This window comes from Sphingomonas sp. HMP9, from assembly GCF_013374115.1.
In the GTDB taxonomy this organism is placed as follows: Bacteria; Pseudomonadota; Alphaproteobacteria; order Sphingomonadales; family Sphingomonadaceae; genus Sphingomonas.
In genome coordinates this window covers 2,397,879-2,416,897 of record NZ_AP022673.1, presented here as the reverse complement: position 1 = coordinate 2,416,897, position 19,019 = coordinate 2,397,879, and the positions used below count along the sequence as shown (strand labels likewise).

General features: G+C 65.9%; 12 protein-coding genes and 2 pseudogenes. 9 read left to right on the top strand and 5 right to left on the bottom strand.

From position 1 onward, the window contains the following. The first annotated feature begins 133 nt into the window (after positions 1-133). From HMP09_RS10680 to HMP09_RS10645, 9 genes and pseudogenes are all read left to right on the top strand, one after another. Positions 134-706 (top strand): tyrosine-type recombinase/integrase, encoded by a 573-nt coding sequence (locus HMP09_RS10680; RefSeq protein ID WP_232090182.1) that lies wholly within the window; start codon positions 134-136, stop codon positions 704-706. Positions 707-849: 143 nt separating this feature from the next. Next, positions 850-1,413, top strand: coding sequence for an RNA polymerase sigma factor (locus HMP09_RS10675; protein ID WP_176500351.1), 564 nt, complete (start codon positions 850-852; stop codon positions 1,411-1,413). Then, complete coding sequence (locus HMP09_RS10670) at positions 1,410-2,264, top strand: FecR family protein (RefSeq protein WP_176500350.1); 855 nt, start codon at positions 1,410-1,412, stop codon at positions 2,262-2,264. The genes HMP09_RS10675 and HMP09_RS10670 overlap by 4 nt, the downstream gene beginning before the upstream one ends. 77 nt (positions 2,265-2,341) lie before the next feature. Beyond that, positions 2,342-2,593 (top strand): annotated as a pseudogene (locus HMP09_RS18585) (hypothetical protein); the annotation flags it as partial. Between the two features lie 133 nt (positions 2,594-2,726). Beyond that, positions 2,727-5,339, top strand: coding sequence for a TonB-dependent receptor (locus tag HMP09_RS10665; RefSeq protein WP_176500349.1), 2,613 nt, complete (start codon positions 2,727-2,729; stop codon positions 5,337-5,339). Positions 5,340-5,415: 76 nt separating this feature from the next. Then, positions 5,416-6,270 carry an NPP1 family protein gene (locus tag HMP09_RS10660; protein WP_176500348.1) on the top strand — a complete coding sequence of 285 codons (855 nt, stop codon included), beginning with the start codon at positions 5,416-5,418 and terminating at the stop codon, positions 6,268-6,270. 60 nt (positions 6,271-6,330) lie between these two features. Next, positions 6,331-6,816, top strand: coding sequence for a hypothetical protein (locus tag HMP09_RS10655; protein ID WP_176500347.1), 486 nt, complete (start codon positions 6,331-6,333; stop codon positions 6,814-6,816). A 62-nt stretch (positions 6,817-6,878) separates the two neighbouring features. Beyond that, positions 6,879-7,391 (top strand): FadR/GntR family transcriptional regulator, encoded by a 513-nt coding sequence (locus HMP09_RS10650; protein WP_232090181.1) that lies wholly within the window; start codon positions 6,879-6,881, stop codon positions 7,389-7,391. A gap of 102 nt (positions 7,392-7,493) precedes the next feature. Continuing rightward, positions 7,494-8,252 (top strand): annotated as a pseudogene (locus HMP09_RS10645) (IS5 family transposase). A 198-nt stretch (positions 8,253-8,450) separates the two neighbouring features. Here HMP09_RS10645 and HMP09_RS10640 read toward each other — a convergent pair. The 5 genes from HMP09_RS10640 to HMP09_RS10620 all read right to left on the bottom strand — a co-directional run bounded on the left by HMP09_RS10640 (position 8,451) and on the right by HMP09_RS10620 (position 18,896). Then, positions 8,451-9,332: an MBL fold metallo-hydrolase gene (locus tag HMP09_RS10640; RefSeq protein ID WP_176500346.1), complete on the bottom strand. Its 882-nt coding sequence runs from the start codon at positions 9,330-9,332 to the stop codon at positions 8,451-8,453. A gap of 354 nt (positions 9,333-9,686) precedes the next feature. Next, positions 9,687-11,234 (bottom strand): efflux transporter outer membrane subunit, encoded by a 1,548-nt coding sequence (locus HMP09_RS10635; RefSeq protein ID WP_176500345.1) that lies wholly within the window; start codon positions 11,232-11,234, stop codon positions 9,687-9,689. Further along, a complete protein-coding gene (locus tag HMP09_RS10630; protein ID WP_176500344.1) occupies positions 11,231-14,512 on the bottom strand; it encodes an efflux RND transporter permease subunit in 3,282 nt (1,093 codons plus the stop codon). The genes HMP09_RS10635 and HMP09_RS10630 overlap by 4 nt, the downstream gene beginning before the upstream one ends. Next, entirely contained in the window at positions 14,509-17,604 is a 3,096-nt protein-coding gene (locus HMP09_RS10625; protein ID WP_176500343.1) for an efflux RND transporter permease subunit, read from the bottom strand. The genes HMP09_RS10630 and HMP09_RS10625 overlap by 4 nt, the downstream gene beginning before the upstream one ends. Then, positions 17,604-18,896: an efflux RND transporter periplasmic adaptor subunit gene (locus HMP09_RS10620; RefSeq protein WP_176500342.1), complete on the bottom strand. Its 1,293-nt coding sequence runs from the start codon at positions 18,894-18,896 to the stop codon at positions 17,604-17,606. The genes HMP09_RS10625 and HMP09_RS10620 overlap by 1 nt, the downstream gene beginning before the upstream one ends. Between the last annotated feature and the right edge of the window lie 123 nt (positions 18,897-19,019).

The window sequence follows — 19,019 nt, the reverse complement described above, 5'->3', positions numbered from 1 at the left end:
GTCTCACGCGATCCCATAGTTTTCCACCCAAGCGCACGCTTGTTGGGGGTATCGAGTGCTGACCGAATTACGCTGTCGTTAGGCCAAGGCAGCGGACAAGAGCTACAAGCTTTCCGATGCCCGCGGGCTTCACATGTTCGTGACGACCATCGGCTTCCGCTCCTGGCGTTGGAAATACCGAATCGCTGGCGAGGAAACGCTGCTCGTGCTCGGCAGCTATCCCGACGTCGGCCTCTCGCTGGCACGTGAGCACCGGGACGCGGCGTCACGGCTTTTGAAGGCAGGGACCGATCCGAGCGTCGACCGCCAGCAAACGGCCGCGGGGTGTCATATAGAGCATGCAACGACGTTCGAGGCGGTAGCGCGGGAATGGCACGCCCAGCAGGTTTCGAGCTGGGTGCCTTTGCATGCGGGCGATGTCCTGACAGGCCGCGAGAAGGATGTCTTCCCGTACATCGGCTCAACGTCCGTTGCCGTGGTGACCTCGCCCATGGTGCTGCAACTGGTGCGGCGCATCGAGGAGCGCCCGTCGGTCGAGACGGCTCGTCGCGTCCGGCAGCGCATCTCGGCCGTGTACGGCTTTGCGATAGCGTCGGGATATGCGACGACGGGGCGTATCAGACGCTCGTCGGCTGTCCCCTGTGACAGTGCTCCTGCGCCGACCCGCAGCGACTGGATCGCGTGGTCCAATCCTCGAACCGCGTGACGCCAGATGGGATAGGGCACCCCACGGGCCCGGCATCGATCGACGATTGGCGGGCGCGGCATGCCGACGAACGATTTCGGTCGCTGTCATCCTGCCTTCACGATCGTCTCATAGGAGGCGCCTGAACTGCAGACGGGGGCGTGGTGAGCAGCAGAGCATTTCTCGTCGATGGTATCGGCAATGGCTCGTTACCCGAGCATAGGCTGGCGCTGGAATATCCGGATGCCGAACTGGCGGGCGCGTTGCGGCGCTTCGTGCAAGGCCGGCTACATCACCATGCCGATGGCGACGATGTGGTGCAGGAAACCTATCTGCGGCTGTTCGCCTATCAGGCGACCGCGCGGGTCAACGACATGAAGGCGCTGTGCTTCGCGATCGCGCGCAACCTGCTGCTCGATCATCACCGTGCCGCGCGGCGCGCCACGCATGTCGAACTCGACGAGGCTATCGTGTGCCAGCAACCGGCTGCCGACAGGGTGTTGGCCTTCCGCCGTGCCGTCGTGATCATGGCGGAGGCGCTCGAGCGTATGCCGCCCCTGCGCCGCGAGATATTCCTGCGGAAACGGCTCGACGGGCTGAGGACCGACACGATCGCCCGGAGTCTCGACATGAGCATGGCGGCGGTGGAGAAGCACGTCGTCCGTGCTTTTCAGGACCTGCGTAGCGCGCTTGCCAAGCGCGGCTTCACGATGGAGGCTGGCGCATGACCGCCGCCAGCAGCGGAGCATCAGTGAGCCAAGCCGCGCTCGCAGACGCGTTGCAGACGGCGGCGACGCGGTGCGGTCGACTTTCCGACGAGCAGGTCCGGTCGCTCAGGCGTCGACGGCGATCGGCCATCGGGGCGGTTGCAACCGTGCCGGTCGCCATCGGCCTGCTGTTCGTGGGCGCCAACACGTTTGTCGGCAAACCGACGGCGCCGCCGGTGTCAACGCGTATGTTTGCGACCCGGGCGGGGGAACGCACGACCGTGACGCTGGCGGACGGCTCGACCGTCGCGCTCAACGGTGCGACGCGGCTTCGGGTCGTCTTTGCGGACGGACAGCGCCGTGCCGAATTGCTGGAGGGACAGGCGTTCTTCGACGTGCGGCATGACAGTGCGCGTCCCTTTGTCGTGCGCGCCGGGGCCAGCGAGACCCGCGTCCTCGGCACGGCGTTCGATCTGGACCTGACTCGGGCGCAGGTTGCACTGGCTGTCTACCGCGGCGCGGTCGGCTTCGATCCGGTAGGGCGCGCGCGGGGCGTCGTGGTCCGGGCCGGTTACCGCAGCACCGTACGCGGTGGTGCGGCGGCAGCCCCGACGCTGTTCGATCCGGTGTTGCCGGACTGGCGCAAGGGTTGGATCGATACGGCGGGCATGCGCCTGGACGACCTGGTCGAGGTTCTCGACCGCCAAGGGGGTGTCAGGATCGCACGTCCGGCGGAACCGCTGGCATCGACGACGGTGTTCGGGCGGTTCCGCACCGACCAACCACACCAGCTTCTGAATGCCATCGGCAGCGGGTTCGGCTTCACGGTGATCGAGCGGCAGGGGACGCTGACCCTCGAAACGGCACACTGACAAAAACTCTGTCCGGATTTGGTGGCGCTCGCCGTCTTCCCTCCGGGTGGCGCCTGACAGCGCCAAGACGGGGGAATATGATGACGCGGTTTTACGGAACGTCGGCACTGGGCCTGGTAGCACTCGCTCTGGCCATGCCGGCAGCGGCGGCGGACGCGCAGTCGACGGGCGCACGGATGTTCACCATTCCCGCGGGCGATCTCGCGCAGGCGCTATCGGCCTATTCGAGCGCCACCGGCATGCAAGTCATCGCCGCGCCCGCACTCATTCGCGGGCAGCGGACCGGGGGCGTCAGCGGACGGCTCACCCTGTCGGCTGCGCTCGCCATGCTGCTGCGCGGGACGGGGCTGCGTCCGGTCGAAAGCAATGGCGTGACGATCCTGCGCCGGGACCAGACACCGCCGGTGCCGAGCAACGTCGGCACGCGTTCCAGTCGCTGCAGCCGCGGTGAAACAGACAATCATGACCGCGTCCGACACGCCCGAGGCCACGCCGGAGATCGTCGTCAACGGCTATCGCAGCAGTTTGCTGGCCGCGCAGGACCTGAAGCGTCGCGCGGTCGGGACCGAGGACAACATCGTGGCATCCGACATCGCCGCGTTTCCCGACATGAACCTGGCCGAGGCGCTGCAACGCGTCCCCGGTGTCGCCATCACCCGCGACACAGGCGAAGGACGCCAGATCGCCCTGCGCGGTCTCGGCCCGGATTTTACCCGGACGCAGCTCAACGGCATGGAGGTGCTCGGCAACACGGCCTCCGGCATGGACAATCGCGGCAACGTCAGCCGCAGTCGCGGCTTCGATTTCAGCCTGTTCGCCTCCGAGCTGTTCAACCGCGTGAGCGTGCAGAAAAGCTACGCCGCCAACCAGGACGAGGGCGGCATCGCCGGTACGGTACAGCTCTTCACCGCCAAGCCGTTCGACTATGCCGGCCAAAAGATCGTGCTGTCGGCGAAGGCCCAGACCAACGACCAGACGAACGGCGCCACCCCGCGGCTCGTCGGCCTGTTCTCGCAGCGCCAGGGCGATTTCGGTGCGCTCGTCTCGGTCGCCTATTCGAAGGTTCGCAATAACGAATATGGCTATCGCAACTGGAACTGGGGCAAGGTTACCTACGGCGCGAACAATATCGGACCCGAGATCGATGCACCGACGCGGGCGCTGCTGCGCGGCGGAACGATCTTCGCGCCCCAGGCCCAATCGCCATCGACCTGGTACACCGATCGCGAGCGGATCGGCGTCACGAGCGCGCTGCAATATCATCCCGGCGACCATTTTAAGATCGACGTCGACCTGTTGTATGGACACCTGGCCGACAAGCGTGACGACTGGGCGATCGCGGCAGGCGGCTATAACGCGCTGACCGGCAACGTCAGCGGTACGCAGGTCATCCGTTCCGCGACGATCCAGGGCAATTCGCTCGTCGCCGCAAGCTATACCGGCATCGATCAGCGCACCGAGCATCACCGTGTCGAGAACCAGACCGACTTTTATCAGGCGGTGGCGAATGTGAGCTGGGACGTCGGCGACCGGCTGAAGCTGACCGCGCTCGGCGGGTACCAGAAGTCGAACTTCGTGCAGCCAACATTCGACAAGATCTTCCTCCAGGCGCGCAATACCGCGTTCAGTTTCGACATGCAGCCGACGATCCCGGTGAACACCTATGGCTTCGACCTCACCAACCCCGCGAACTGGAACGTCCAGCGGCTGGTGACGCAGGAGAACATGATCAAGAGCGACTATCTCAACGGCCAGCTCCAGGCGGTCTACGACCTCACGCCGATCCTGAAGCTGGAGGTCGGCGGCGAGTACAAGCGCTTCACCAACAGCGGGTATCAGTATCTCACCAACATCTTCTACGGCACCGCGGCGACCAGCGACCGTGCGATACCCGACGCGCTGAAGTACGTCATCAACCGTGACAGCCTGCTCCCCTATATCGGCGGTGACATCGCCGGGATCTACGCGCTGCTTGGCAACAACCGGGATCTGACCGCCGCCAACCTGACCGCGGGCAGCGATTTTCGCATTCGGGAAAAGACCTGGGCAGGCTTTACGCAGCTCGATCTCGACACGGACATTGGTTCGATGCGGCTGCGCGGCAATGCAGGCGTCCGCTATTACCATACCGACCTGGTCTCCAGCGGTTCGCTGGCGACCGCGACCAACGGCGTGACGACGCTTCAGCCGGTCACGGTCGGGACCAGTAACGACGATTGGCTGCCCGCGATCAACGTGGCGCTCGACATCACGCCGAAGCTGATCGCGCGCGCCTCCGCCAGTCGCAACGTCAACCGCCCCGGGCTTCCCCAACTCGCGGCGGCGGGTACGCTGACCGTGGCGCCGTTCGGCGGGTCCGTATCCGTCGGCAACCCCAATCTGCAGCCGTTCCGCTCCACCTCGGCGGAGGCCGGTCTCGAATATTACATGGATCGCAACGGCTTTGCGTCGCTCGGGTTTTTCTGGAAGGACCTGAACAGCTTCATTACGTCGGAGACGTCGCAGGTCCCCTACAGTGCAACCGGCTTCCCGGTCTCGCTACTGTTGCCCGGCCAGGACGGTACGACACCGTACAACTACACGCGGCCGATCAACGGGGACGGCGCCAGCATCAAGGGTATCGAGGCGGCGTTCCAGCACGACTTCACCTTCCTGCCCGCGCCGTTCGACGGTTTCGGCGTCGTCGCGAACGGCACCTGGATCGATGGCGACCAGACCGCGGTCTATAACGGCGTCGTCAAGAGCATCCCGCTCTACAACCTCTCCAAATGGGCGGCCAACGCGACACTCTACTTCGAAACCGAACGGTTCGGTGCGCGTGTCTCTACCGCCTATCGCAGCCGGTATCTGACGGGCGCAGGCGGCAACGCCAATGTCGGGGATGGCATCCGGCCGACCAACAATATCGATTTCCAGGTCCGCTATAGCCCGGTCAAGAACCTGCGCTTCGTTGTCGAGGGGATCAACGTCACCAACCGGCCGATCGAGCAGTTCACCGATCTCTCGACCGACCGGACGCTCGTCTACACCCGCAGCGGCCGCATCTTCACCTTCGGCGTGACGACGAGTTTTTGAACTCCTCGTCCGCGGCGTTCCCGCCGCGGACGAGAGCGTACGGCGTACCTCACGACATCCTGCAACGGGAGTTTGTATGAAAAGCCATGTCTCGACGAACCGGCTATCCCTGATGATCGGCACCGCCGCCGCCATGCTGCTGGCGCAGGTGACGCCCGCCTTCGCGCAGGGCTGGCCAGCGCCAGTCTCGCCGCTGCCAGAACGTGCCACTGCGCTCGACAAGCGTTTCCAACCTGCGATCGACTTCGACACCGACGTCTGCTTCAACGTGCCTGCCGTCGATGCGGCAGGCGCCATCAGCCCGGCCGCATCCACCTACGCCACGCGGCCGCCGGCGTCGTGCCGCAGCGCCAGCTACCGCACGCAGAGCAACGTCTACGCGCGCAGCCGCTGCAACAACGGCTATTGCGGGCGGGTCTACAGCTATTTCTGGCAGTCCGATTTCTCGCACGCCTATGACTGGGAATCGATCATCGTCTGGACGACCGACCAGGGCACCGGCAGCCGCGTCGTCGGCGTCACGCGCGGCGACCATGGCAAGTGGGATACGCGTGCTACGAGTGGTGGGCAGCTGCGCTTCGTCAGCGATGCGAGTGGCGAGCATGCCAAGCTGGTCTTCCATTACGAGACCTGGGGTTTCTCCCATCTGTGGCGCTTCTCCAAGACCGACGGCGGCGACGAGCCGGCCGAGAATGGCACCGGTCAATGGCTGATCCAGCCGCTGGTGAGCTGGAATGGCTATCCTTCGCTGGCGGCCAGGACCGCAGTGTCCGACTATGATTTCAAGGGCGCGAATTTCGACAACAAGGAGGCTCGGTTCGCAAGCACGCTCGCGGCAGCCAATGCGAGCGGCATAGCGCCCGGGTTCGACGCCAATCTCGATACCGGCGTCAACTCGCCGGGGTGCCCGGCGGGCTCGGCCATCTGCTGATCGATACCCTGCGCCGCCTATGTCTCGGCGGCGCAGGGTGCTTGGCGCTACGGAGGCCGCATGCAAATCGTTCGTTCCCGATCTGGTGCATTGTTGTTCGGCGGCTTGACGTCGGTGCTCGTCGTGAGCGGGATAATCGCCGGATGGCATCCTCGCGCGCGTTCGAATCCGGCAACGGGGATCGTTGTGGTCCGCGGCGCGCCCATTACCGCGGCCAAGGCCGTACCGCTGACCCCGACTAGCCCCAACCGCGTCGCGCCGACCGCGATGCCAGTCGAGGCCGCGGTTGCGGACCTGCGCGGCGCTTATCCCCTGCTTTCCGAGGTCGCGATGGAATGCCGGGCCGAGCAATGCTCGCTGACAGCGACGATCCGCCCGCTGGTCTCGCAAAACGATCTGGATCGGCGACAGGAAATGTTGCTCGGCGGACTGGCGGCCGTCCTTGCCCAGGACGGCTATCGCATGGCGGTCCCGTTCGACATGGATGAGGTGGCGGACAACACCTTCCATATCCGTGCGCACGTGACAGCCGGTAATTATCCGTAACCGGCGCCCTCCGCTTCGGCCCTGCACCGCTCGGCGTCCAGTGTAGGCGCCTTGACCTCGGCGTGTTCAGCCAGCGCCACGTCCCTGAAGTCCGGCGACGTATCGAGCATCGCGACCAGCAAGGATCCAGCCACATAGCCCGCCTCGACCGCGTTTCGGCCGCAATAGCGCCCCCTCAGTTGTTGAAGGACATGGCCGAGGAAGGGGCGGATGATGATCGCATCACTGAAATCGACCGCGCGTTCCACCTGACCATAGCCTCGGCATCCGGCAACCGGGCGATCACGCACACGGTCGAGACGTTATGGCGCATGCGGACCGAAATTCAGGATGTCCGCGATACGCACAAATCGGTGTGCCATCATGACGCAAGCGTACGTCACCGTGAGCATGCCGCGATCGTAGACGCCCTGCGGCGACGGGACTCCGTCGCAGCGCGCGCGGCGATGCGCCAGCATTTCAGCCGTTTGTTGGAAGCTATTCTGGATGCGACCGAACAGCGCGAAGTTCAGGCACTGAAACTAAAATCCGCCGCCAGCCGCGCAAGGTTCCTGATGAGCGCCCAATTGGTATAAAGTCGCTTATGGCGCAAGGCGGCTGCCCGCCGTTCTGGCTAGGGTCAGGACCCGATGATTTGAATGGCGCGATCTGATTCAGGCTCCGTGAGGCGACCGAGGGTGAGCGACCTGTACTGGTTGACCGACGAGCAGATGGCGCGGCTCGAGCCGTATTTTCCCAAGAGCCACGGCAAGTCCCGGGTTGATGATTGGCGGGGGTCGAGCGGCATCGTTTTCGTCAACCGCAACGGGCTGCGCGGGTGCGATGCACCCAAGGAGTATGGCCCTCACAAGACGCTCTTCAACCGGTGGAAGCGGTGGGGGCGAAAGGGGCATATTCCTTCGCATGAAGGAGGGGTTGGCGGCCGCGAGCGTCACGCCGAAGACGATCATGATCGACGCGACTTACCTGAAGGCACACCGCACGGCATCGAGCCTGCGGGTTAAAAACGGGGCCTTGGGCGCCTCATCGGGCGCACCAAAGGGAGCATTAACACCAAGCTGCACGCCGTCACCTATGCAGAAGGTAGACCGCTCAGCTTCTTCATGACCGCTGGCCAGGTCAGCGACTACACCGGCGCTGCCGAACTGCTCGAGAATCTACCCCAGGCGCAGTGGATGCTGGGCGACCGCGGCTACGGCGCAGACCGGTACAGGGACGCTCTTCAGGCAAAGGGCATAACGCCCTGCATTCCAGGCCGAAAATCTCGGAACATGCCCGTCAAATACGACAAGCGCCGCTACCGAAGCCGGAGCCGTATCGAGATTATGTTCGGCCGTCTGAAGGACTGGCGCCGCGTCGCCACGCGCTACGATCGATGCCCGACCGTCTTCTTCTCCGCTGTGACCCTCGCCGCCACCGTCATCTTCTGGCTATGATCAACGAGTCCTGACCCTTGGGCCTATGCCGTGATGCTCAGTGATGCGAGCGTGCCGGTCGATATGCGCCTGTCCGCCAAGGGGGGCCATGCTCTCGGAATGCGGCCACGGCCGATCCTGTTTCGCGGGAATGGCCCAGACGGGTCAAGCAGTGGTTACGTAACATTGGCATGCTGTGAAGACGGCATCCCGTTGGTGTCAGCGTTTCACCGGTTGCCAACGATAAGCAGTGCCAACCTTGATGATCTGTCCGAGCCCTGGGAACGGAAAATGCGGGCTGAACACATGTTCGCCGCTCGCTGCCAACTTGCCCAATTCGGCCGTCCGCCGCTGGCGCCCCTGCTCCCCGTCGGTGTCGTAGCCGATGATCCATTCGGGTCTGGCGAGAGACACGATAGCGCTATGGGCGGTGTCGCCCATGTCGAGCAGCTTCTGGCCGTTTGACGTGATTTCGTAGCCGCTATGGCCGGGCGTATGTCCCGACAGTGGTACCGCGCGGATACCCGGCATCACCACGGTGCCAGGATCAAATGGCGTGACCTTCGGCGTGATCGTCGCGACTAGCGCCGCATTGTCGGGCTGGCTCTGCATGAACGCCCATTCGGCGCGCGTCATACGGATCGTCGCGTTGGGAAACGCCAGTTTGCCGTCCGCGCTCGACAGCCCGCCGACATGATCGCCGTGCGAATGCGTGATCAGGACGTCAGTAATGTCCGCCGGCGATACCTTGGCGAGCGCTAGGCTCTGCATCAGGGCGCCACCAACCTTGGGGCCCAGGCCAGTGTCGATGAGGACCATACGGCTCGGCATGCGGACAAGCAGCGCATCGACGCCGAGCGATAACGCGTCGGTCGGCGCACCTGCTTTCCGCAATATGTCCGCGACAGCTGCCGGGCCTTCCTTCTTGCCGAACACGCTGCCGTCGTTCGGAACGCGGTTGATCATGTCCCGCAAGGCCACGGCGCGCACCGAGCCGATGCTGAACGGCACCGCCGCAGGCCCGATCGGCACCGGCTTTGCCAGCACCGTCGACCCTAAGAATACGGCAAATCCGAGCGCGGCTATCGAACGAAGGGTCATCTACGGTCCCATGATGATTGTTGGATACTGCCGGAATTTGGGCGCTCCCCAAAACGGTGTCCAGCGCATTCGCGATTGCTCGGCATGGTTGCACAAGGTTCTCGGTCCGCCGTCCTTTTCTGAAAAGGGACTGCGTGACGCAATGTTGGCTCACGCCAACCGCCTCCCAAATAGCGTACGGTTTGTTACCCCCCCAAGCCATGACGTCTATGCCGGCAGATCAGACGCCAAAAGCGGCCAGCGCAACGGTGAAAGTGTCTGAATTTCGGGTCATTCCAAAGGCATTGCAGAGCAGGTTGGCTGCGCAGTTTGTGCACAAAAGTCAGAGTACCTCTGGCATCACAGACCTGCCACTCACCGATCCGGGCCGGAGCCAGATTTTAACGGGGGCATTGCCGCCAGCAGGCTGTCGTCCCAGCCGCCTCCGATCGCCTGGATCAGCGCGACGGCGACGGTCTGGCGATCGAGCGAGTTCTGTAGCGCCGCGACGCGCGCGTTGAGCGCGGTCGCCTGCGCCGTGACGACGTCAGTGTAATTGACCTGGCCGCTGAGATACTGGTTCAGGACGATCGCCTCGGAGCGGTCGGCGGCCTGCGACGCGGTTTGCAGCAACGCCTGCTGGCGCGAGAGGACGGCGGCGGCGGTCAGCTGGTTCTCGACATCGGCGAATGCGGTGAGCGTCGTGTCGCGGTAGGTCGCGACCGCCGCGTCATAGGCGGCGCGTGCCTGTTCTACCCGCGCGCTGCGGGCGCCGAAATCGAAGACCGTCTGCGCGAGCGAGGCGCCGACCGACCACAGCGAGGCTCCTGACGAGAACAGCCCGCCGATTCCGCCCGCGGACACGCCGCCGTCCGCCGACAAGGCGAGCGTCGGGAAGAAGGCCGATTGCTCGATGCCTATGCTTGCATTGGCGGCGGCAACGGCGCGTTCGCCGGCGGCGATATCGGGGCGGCGCTGGAGCAGCGTCGAGGGCAGGTCGACCGGCACGCGTGGCACCGTCGCAACGCGCGGGGCGGGGGCAATGATGAAATTGCCCGCGGGTTCGCCGACCAGCACCGCGATCGCGTTCTCCAGCACGCGGCGATCGTTGGTCAGCCCCTCCAGATTGGACTGCGTCGTGGCGAGCAGGGACTGCGCCTGGAACACATCGATGCGCGCGACGATGCCCGCATTGTAGCGGTTGGTCGCGATCTGCAGCGCGCGCTGGTAGCCCGCGGTCGTGCGGCGCGCGAGATCGATCTGCGCATCGGTCGCGCGGAGCGACAGATAGTTGGTGACGAGCTCGCCCTGCACGGCCAGTTGCGCGGAATAGAGGTCGGCGAGGCGCGCATCGGCGGTGGCGCGGGCATTCTCGACGGTGCGGCGGATGCGGCCGAACAGGTCGACCTCCCAGCTTGCGCCGATGTTCACGCGGTAGGTGCTGTTGCCGCTCCGGCCGGTGCTGATCGTTGTACCCGTGCCGGTGCCCGGGTTCGTGCCCGTACCCGTGCCCGTACCGGGGGTCGTCCCCGTGCCCGTGTTGCTGCCGGAGCCGATCGTCGTGATCGTATTGCCGCGCCCGCTGCCCGATCGCACGCCCGACGCATCGAGGCTGATCGTCGGGAACAGGCCGGCGCGCTGCTCGCGCACGACCGCGCGCGCCTGGCGGTAATTCGCGTCCGCCAGCGCGATCGACTGGTTCGCCTGCGTCGCCCGCGCGGCAAGCTCGTCGAGCACGGGATCGCCGAACAGCTTCCACCAGCCGGCGCGGTCGAGATGATCGGCGGGCGTTGCCGCGATCCAGCCGGGCGCGGTCTTGAAGCCGGTCGGCACGGCGGCCTCGGGTCGCGCATAATTCGGCCCGACCGCGCAGGCGGCGATCGGCAGCGCCAGCAGCGCGGTCAGCAGATGGATCTTGCTCATGCAGTCTGTATCCGGGGAGGGGCTTCGGCGGATCGGCGCGCGCGCCGGCCGGTAAGGCGATCGAGATAGACATAGACGACCGGGGTCGTGATCAGCGTCAGCAACTGGCTCGCGATCAACCCGCCGATGATCGTGATGCCGAGCGGCTGGCGCAGTTCGGAGCCTTCGCCGAACCCGATCGCGAGCGGCACGACGCCGAGCGCCGCGGCCAGCGTCGTCATCAGGATCGGGCGGAAGCGCAGCAGGCTCGCCTCGCGCACCGCGTCCTCCGCCGACAAGCCACGATCGCGTTGTGCACTCAGCGCGAAATCGATGATCAGGATCGCGTTCTTCTTCACGATGCCGAGCAGCAGGAACACGCCGATCAGCGCGATGATCGAGAACTCCATGCCGAGCAACTGGAGCGCGAGCACAGCCCCGAACCCGGCGGCGGGCAGCGTCGACAGCACCGTCAACGGATGGATCATGCTCTCGTACAGCATGCCAAGCACGAGATAGATCGTCACCAGCGCCGCGAAGATCAGCAGCGGCTGTTGCGACAATTGATCGCGGAAGCTCTGCGCGGTGCCGGCGAACGCGCCGCGCACGTTGGTCGGCATCACGATCTCGTCCTGCGCGGCGGCGATCGCGGCCTCCGCATCGCCCAGCGTCGCGCCGGGCGCGAGGTTGAACGAGATCGTCGTCGAAACCTCGCCATTGTCGTGATTGACCGAGGCAGCGGTCGACGACTGGGTGAACCGCGCGATCGCCGACAGCGGCGTCATCGTCCGCGGTGCGGTGCTGAGCGCGGACCCGGTCGAGGGATCGCGCAGCGCCGGATTGGTGGTGCCGGCCGCACTGGTGCCAAGCGTCGCCGCGTTCGACGGGTCGCTGGCCGTCGAGGTCGCACCCGACGACAGCGTGCCGCCGCTGGTGAGCGCGCTGGTCGCCTCGGTTGCAGGCGCATCGGCGCGCGATCCCGTCGGCACATAGACATCGGCGAGCGCGGCGGGGCCCTGGGTCGCGGCGGGCGGCCATTCGAGGATCACGCCGTACTGGTTGATGTCCTCGTAGATCGTCGCGACCTGGCGCTGGCCGAACGCATTGTAGAGCGCGTTGTCGACGTCGCGCGGCGATATGCCGAGCCGGTTGGCGCTGTCGCGATCGATGTCGACGAAGCTCTCGATGCCGTTCTCGGCCTGGTCGCTGTCGATATCGGTCAGTTCGGGATGCCGCTTCATCGCCTCGACGAGCTTGGGCGCCCAGGTCTTCAACGCGTCGTTATTGTCGGAGATCAGCGAATATTGGTAGGTCGAGTTGGACTGGCGTCCGCCCATCCGCACGTCCTGCACCGGGTTCAGGAAGACCGAAATGCCGGTGACCGGATCGAGCTTCTTCTTGAGGCGCGCGATGACGACCGCGCCGGTTTCCTTGCGGTCGGCGAGCGGCTTGAGGTTCACCGACATGAATGCGCTGCCCGCGCGGGCACCGCCGGTGAAGCCGACCACGCTGTCGACCGCGGGATCGCGGCGGATGATGTCGACCACCGCGCGCAGCTTCGCCTCCATCGCCTGGAACGAGACGCTCTGGTCTGCGCGCACGCCCGCGTTGAGGATCGGGCTGTCCTGCTGCGGAAAGAACCCCTTGGGCACGATCACGTACAGATAGACGGTCAGCGCCATCACCAGCACGAGCAGCATCATCACCAGCGGCTTCATCGCCAGTGCCCAGTCGAGGCAGGTCGCATAGGCCGACTGGATCTTCGCGAACCCGCGTTCGAACGTCCGCCCGATACGACCTTCGGGCTGGTCCGGGTCGCGGACCTTCAACAGCCACGCGCACAGCATCGGCGTCGTCGTCAGCGACAGGACGAGCGAGATCATCACCGCCACCGACAGCGTGACCGCGAACTCCTTGAACAGCCGGCCGACCTGCCCGCCCATGAACAGCAGGGGGATGAACACCGCGACCAGCGAAACGCTGATCGACAGCACCGTGAACCCGACCTCGCGCGCGCCGAGCAGCGCCGCGCTCATCCGGTCCATGCCCTGTTCGAGATGGCGCGTGGTGTTCTCCAGCACGACGATCGCGTCGTCGACGACGAAACCGGTCGCGACGATGATCGCCATCAGCGACAGGTTGTTGAGCGAATAGCCGAGCAGGTACATCACCCCGAAGGTCGCGAGCAGCGACACGATCGTTGCCGCCGCCGGGATGAAGGTGGCCCGCACGTCGCGCAGGAAGATGCCGACGACCAGCACGACGAGCGCGATCGAAACGAGCAACGTCACCTCGATCTCGTGCAGCGAGGACCGGATCGAACTGGTGCGATCATTGGCGACCGCGATGTGGATGTCCTGCGGCAATTGTGCCTGGAGCGTCGGCAGCTCGGCGCGGATCGCATCGACCAGCTCGATCAAATTCGCATCGGGCTGTTGCGTGACGAGCACGATGATCGCGGGCTTGCCGTTGAAGAGCCCGAGCGTGCGGGTGTCCGCCACGCTGGAGGATACGGTCGCGACGTCCTTCAGCCGGACCGCGGCATTGTTGCGCCACGCGACGACAAGGTTGCCGTAACCCTTGGCATCGCGCCCGATCGTGTCGGTATAGACCTGGTAGCGCTGCCCCGCAGTGCCCTCGATCGCGCCCTTGGGACGGTTAGCGTTGGCCGCCTCGATCGCGGCGCGGACATCCTCCATGCTGATCCCGTAGGCGTTGAGCGCATAGGGCTTGGCCGAGACGCGAACGGCGGGCAGCGAGCCGCCGCCGATCTCGACCTCGCCGACACCGGGCAGTTGCGACAGGCGCTGCGACACGATGTTCGACACCGCCTCGTACATCTGCCCTGGCGTCTTGCTGTCGGAGGTGAGCGCGAGCGTGATGACCGGCTGGCTGGCGGGATTGACCTTGTTGTACGTCGGGTTCGACTTCAGCGTCGCGGGCAGGTCGGCGCGCGCGGCGTTGATCGCCGCCTGTACTTCGCGCGCGGCGCCGTCGATGTCGCGGTCGAGCCCGAATTGCAGCGTGATCCGCGTCGAGCCGGTCGAACTGCGCGAGGTCATCTCGGTGACGTCGGCGATCGTGCCGAGCCGCCGTTCGAGCGGGGTCGCGACGCTCGACGCCATCGTGTCCGGGCTCGCACCCGACAGGTTCGCCGAGACCGAGATCGTCGGATAATCGACCTGCGGCAGCGGCGCGACCGCGAGCTGGAAAAACGCCAATATCCCGACCAGCGCCAGTCCGAGCGTCAGCAGGATCGTCGCGATCGGTCGCCGGATGAAGGGCTGCGACAGGTTCATGTCGTCGCTTCGGGCGGCGGCGTGGCGGCACCGCGGCGCATGACCCGGCGGTTGAGCCGGTCGAAGGCGAGATAGACGACCGGCGTCGTGAATACTGTCAGCACTTGGCTGACGAGCAGGCCGCCGAAGATCGCGATGCCGAGCGGCCGGCGCAGTTCGGCGCCGTCGCCGACGCCGAGCATCAGCGGAACCGCGGCGAACAGCGCGGCAAACGTGGTCATCAGGATCGGGCGGAAGCGCAGCACGGCCGCGCGGAAGATCGCGTCCTCCGGCGCCATGCCCTCGCGCTCGGCGGAAATCGCGAAGTCGATCATCATGATCGCGTTCTTCTTGACGATGCCGATCAGCAGGATGACGCCGATGATCGCGATCACGCCCAGGTCGTTGCCGGTGATCCAGAGGGCGAGGATCGCGCCGACGCTGGCCGAGGGGAGGGTCGACAGGATCGTCAGCGGGTGGATGAAGCTCTCGTACAGCACGCCGAGCACGATATAGACGCAGACCAGCGCGGCGAGGATCAGCAGCAGCTGGTTGTTGAGCGACGTCTCGAACGCGCCGGCCGCGCCCAGGAAGGTGACGGTCACGCCCGCGGGCATGCCGATCTCCGCCAGCTTGTCGCGCACCGCGCCGACCGCGCTGCCGAGCGAGACGCCGGGCGCGGGATCGAAGCCGATCGTCGCCGCGGGGAACTGTGCGACATGGTTGACCATCAGCGGCGACGTGCCCTCGCGGATCGTCGCGATCGCGCTCAACGGCGTCGGCGCACTGCCGGTGGTCGGCAGGTTGAGCAGGCCGAGCGAGGCGGGATCGCGGAGCAGGCCGGGCTTCGCCTCCAGGATGACGCGGTACTGGTTGGTCTCGGTGAAGATCGTCGAGACGATGCGCTGCCCGAACGCGGAATACAGCGCGTCGTCGATGCTGGCGGCGGTGATGCCGACCCGGCTCGCGCTGTCGCGGTCGATCTGGACATAGGCCGCGGCGGACGACCCGGCGGCGTCGCTGTAGACGTTGCGGATCTTGTCGACCTTCTGCAACGCGGCGGTGACGCGCGCGGCCTGTGCGGCGATCGTCGCGGTGTCCGCCCCCTCCAGCGACACGCGATATTGCGTCGGGCCGGTCTCGGCATCAATCGTCAGATCCTGCGTCGGCTGGACGAAAATGCGGATGCCGGGGAGCTTCGCGACGGCGGTGCGGAGTCGGTCCATCACGATGTCCTGCGCATCCGACCCTTCCTTGAGGTTGACCAGCATCTGGCCACCGTTCAGCGCGCCGTTGATCGCACCATCGACGCCGATGAAGCTGCTGACGCTTTTTACCGCAGGGTCGGCGAGCACGACCCCGACCGCGCGCTTCTGGAGCGCAGCCATCTCGGCATAGGAGATCGTCGTCGAAGCCTCGGTGCGGACCTGCAACTGGCCGGTCGACTGGACCGGAAACAGTCCCTTGGGAATGACGACATAGAGCAGGGCGGTGACGACCAAGGTCGCGACCGCAACCGCCAGGGTCAGCTTCTGGCGGTTCATCACGCGGCGCAGCGTGCGTTCGTACCAGCCCTCCAGCCGGATGAACATCGCCTGCGACTTATCACCGATCCAGGTCGGCTTCTCCTCGCCATGCCCCTTCAGCCAGCGCGCCGACAGCATCGGCGTCAGCGTCAGCGAGACGAGCGCGGAGAACAGGATCGTGATCGCCAGCGTCATCGCGAATTCACGGAAGAGCCGCCCGACGACGTCGCCCATGAACAACAGCGGGATCAGCACCGCGATCAGCGAGATGGTGAGCGAGATGATCGTGAAGCCGATCTCGCTCGCGCCCTTCAGCGCCGCCTCGAACGGCCGCATGCCGTCCTCGATATGCCGCTGGATATTCTCGATCATCACGATCGCGTCGTCGACCACGAAGCCGGTCGCGATCGTCAGCGCCATCAGCGTCAGGTTGTTGAGGCTGTAGCCGAGCAGATACATGATCGCGCACGTCCCGATCAGCGAGATCGGCACCGCCAGCCCGGCGATGATCGTCGCGCGGATCGAGTGCAGGAAGAAGAAGATCACCAGCACGACGAACACGATCGCCAGCAGCAGCTCCATCTCGACATGCGCGATCGAGGACCGGATGCTCGTCGTGCGATCGGTAAGGATCGTGACGGTCAGGCCGGCGGGCAGCGCCTTCTGCAGTTCGGGCAACAGCGCTTTGATGCCGTCGACGGTCTGGATGACGTTGGCGCCGGGCTGGCGCTGGACGTTGAGGATGATCGCCGGTTCGAGGTTGGCGAGCGCGCCCAGCCGCTCGTTCTCGGCCCCGTCGGCGACGGTGGCGATGTCGCGCAGCCGCACGGGCGCGTTGTTGGCGAAGGACACGATCAGGTTCGCGTAATCGTCGACCGTCAGCAACTGGTCGTTGGCGTTGATCTGATAGGCGCGCGTGGGGCCATCGAAGCTGCCCTTGGCGCTGTTGGCATTGGCGTTGTCGATCGCGGTCCGCACGGTCGCCAGCGAGATGCCGTAGCTCGCAAGCGCCTGCGTGTCGGCCTGGATGCGGACCGCGGGTTTCTGACCGCCCGACAAATTGACCTGTCCCACGCCCGAGACCTGGCTGATCTTCTGCGCCATCCGCGTGTAGACGAGGTTCTGCGCCTCGGTCAGCGGCATCGTCTTCGAGGTGATGGCGAGGGTCAGCACCGGCGCGTCGGCGGGGTTCACCTTGGCATAGACCGGCGGCGCGGGAAGATCGGCGGGGAGCAGTGCGCTCGCGCCGTTGATCGCCGCCTGGACCTCCTGCTCGGCGACGTCGAGGCTCGCGTCGAGCCCGAACACCAAAGTCACCACCGACGCGCCCGCCGAGCTCTTCGCCGACATGCGCGACAGCCCGGCCATCTCGCCGAACTGGCGTTCCAGCGGCGCGGTGACGGTCTGGCTCATCACCTCGGGGCTCGCGCCCGGATAGAGCGTTGTGACCTGGATCGTCGGGTAATCGACCTCGGGCAGCGCCGACAGTGACAGCAGCCTGAAGCCGACCAGCCCGGCCAGCACCATCGCCACCATGAACAGCGACGTGGCGACCGGGCGCAGGATGAAGAGACGCGACGGATTCATCAGTTGGCGGCCCGGCGACGACGCCCTTCACCCTTGCCGCCGGGGCGCGCGGCCGCCTTCGCCGCGGTTGCCGCGGTCTGGACCTTGCCACCCTCGGTCAGCCGGTCGCCGCCTTCGGTGACCACCGTCTCGCCGACTTTCAGCCCGCTGGTGATCGTCACGCTGTCGTCGATCGACGGCCCGGTCACGACCTTGCGCTGGTGCGCCTTGTTCTCGGCATCAAGCAGCCAGACATAGGTGCCCGCCGTCCCCTGCCGCACCGCGGTCTGCGGTACCGTCACCGCGCCGGTCAGCGTGTTGACCAGCAGCCGCAGGTTTACGAACTGGCTGGGGTACAGCGCGCCGCCGCTATTGGGGAACCGCGCCTTGGCACGCACCGTGCCCGTATCGGTCGCGACCTGGTTGTTGAGCGACAGGAACTGCCCGCGATCGAGCAGGTTGGTCCGCGTCCTGTCGAGCGCGGTCGCGCCGAGCGCCGCGTTGGTCGCGATCCGTTGCTGCACGACCGGCACCTGATCCTGCGGAATGGTGAATTCCACGTCGATCGGCGCCAGCGTCGTGACGATCACCAGCCCGTTCGCATCGCCTGCGCCGATATAATTGCCGACATCGACCACCCGCAGTCCGACCCGCCCGTCGACTGGCGACACGATGTTGGTGAAGGTGAGGTTCAACCGCGCCGCATCCGCCGCGCCGCGATTGACGTCGGCGGTGCCCTCCAGCTGCCGGACGAGTGCGGCCTGGGTATCCACCTCCTGCCGCGCGATCGAATCCTGCGACAACAGGGTCTGGAAGCGGCGCAGCGTCAGCCGGGCATTCTCCAGCGTCGCGCGGTCGCGCTTGAACGCACCCTCCGCCTGGGTCAGCGCCGCACGATACGCGCGCGGATCGATCACCGCGAGCAACTGGCCGCGCTTCACGAGCTGGCCCTCGCGGAACAGCACCTTGGTGATGATCCCCGAAACCTGCGGGCGCACCGTCACCGTTGCAGCGGGCGTTACCGTGCCGAGCGATTCGATCTCGGCGGGCACGTCGCGTGCGGTCGCCTTGGCGGTGCCGACCGTCGTCGCCGGGCCTCCGCGCCGCCCACCACGGCCGGTGCCCTCGGTCGTCTCGCCGCCCGGACGAAGCAGCAGGAACAGCACGAGCGCGATCACGACGATCGCGACGACCCAGCTGATCCATTTGGTCCGCGACGAAAACCGGCGCGCGGGCGGCAGGTCGTGCGCAGACTCGGGTGCCGGTGGGGCTGCGGGGCCGGTATGCGGATCGGTCGGCGGGGAAGAGGACATCGAGACAACCCGTCATTGGCGAGGAGGACCAGCCCGGCCCATACGCGGTTCGGTCGCCGGGTGCGCGGGCGATGTATGTCGGGCAGGGACAATGTTGTGTCGCATCGTGTCAACGGGCACACC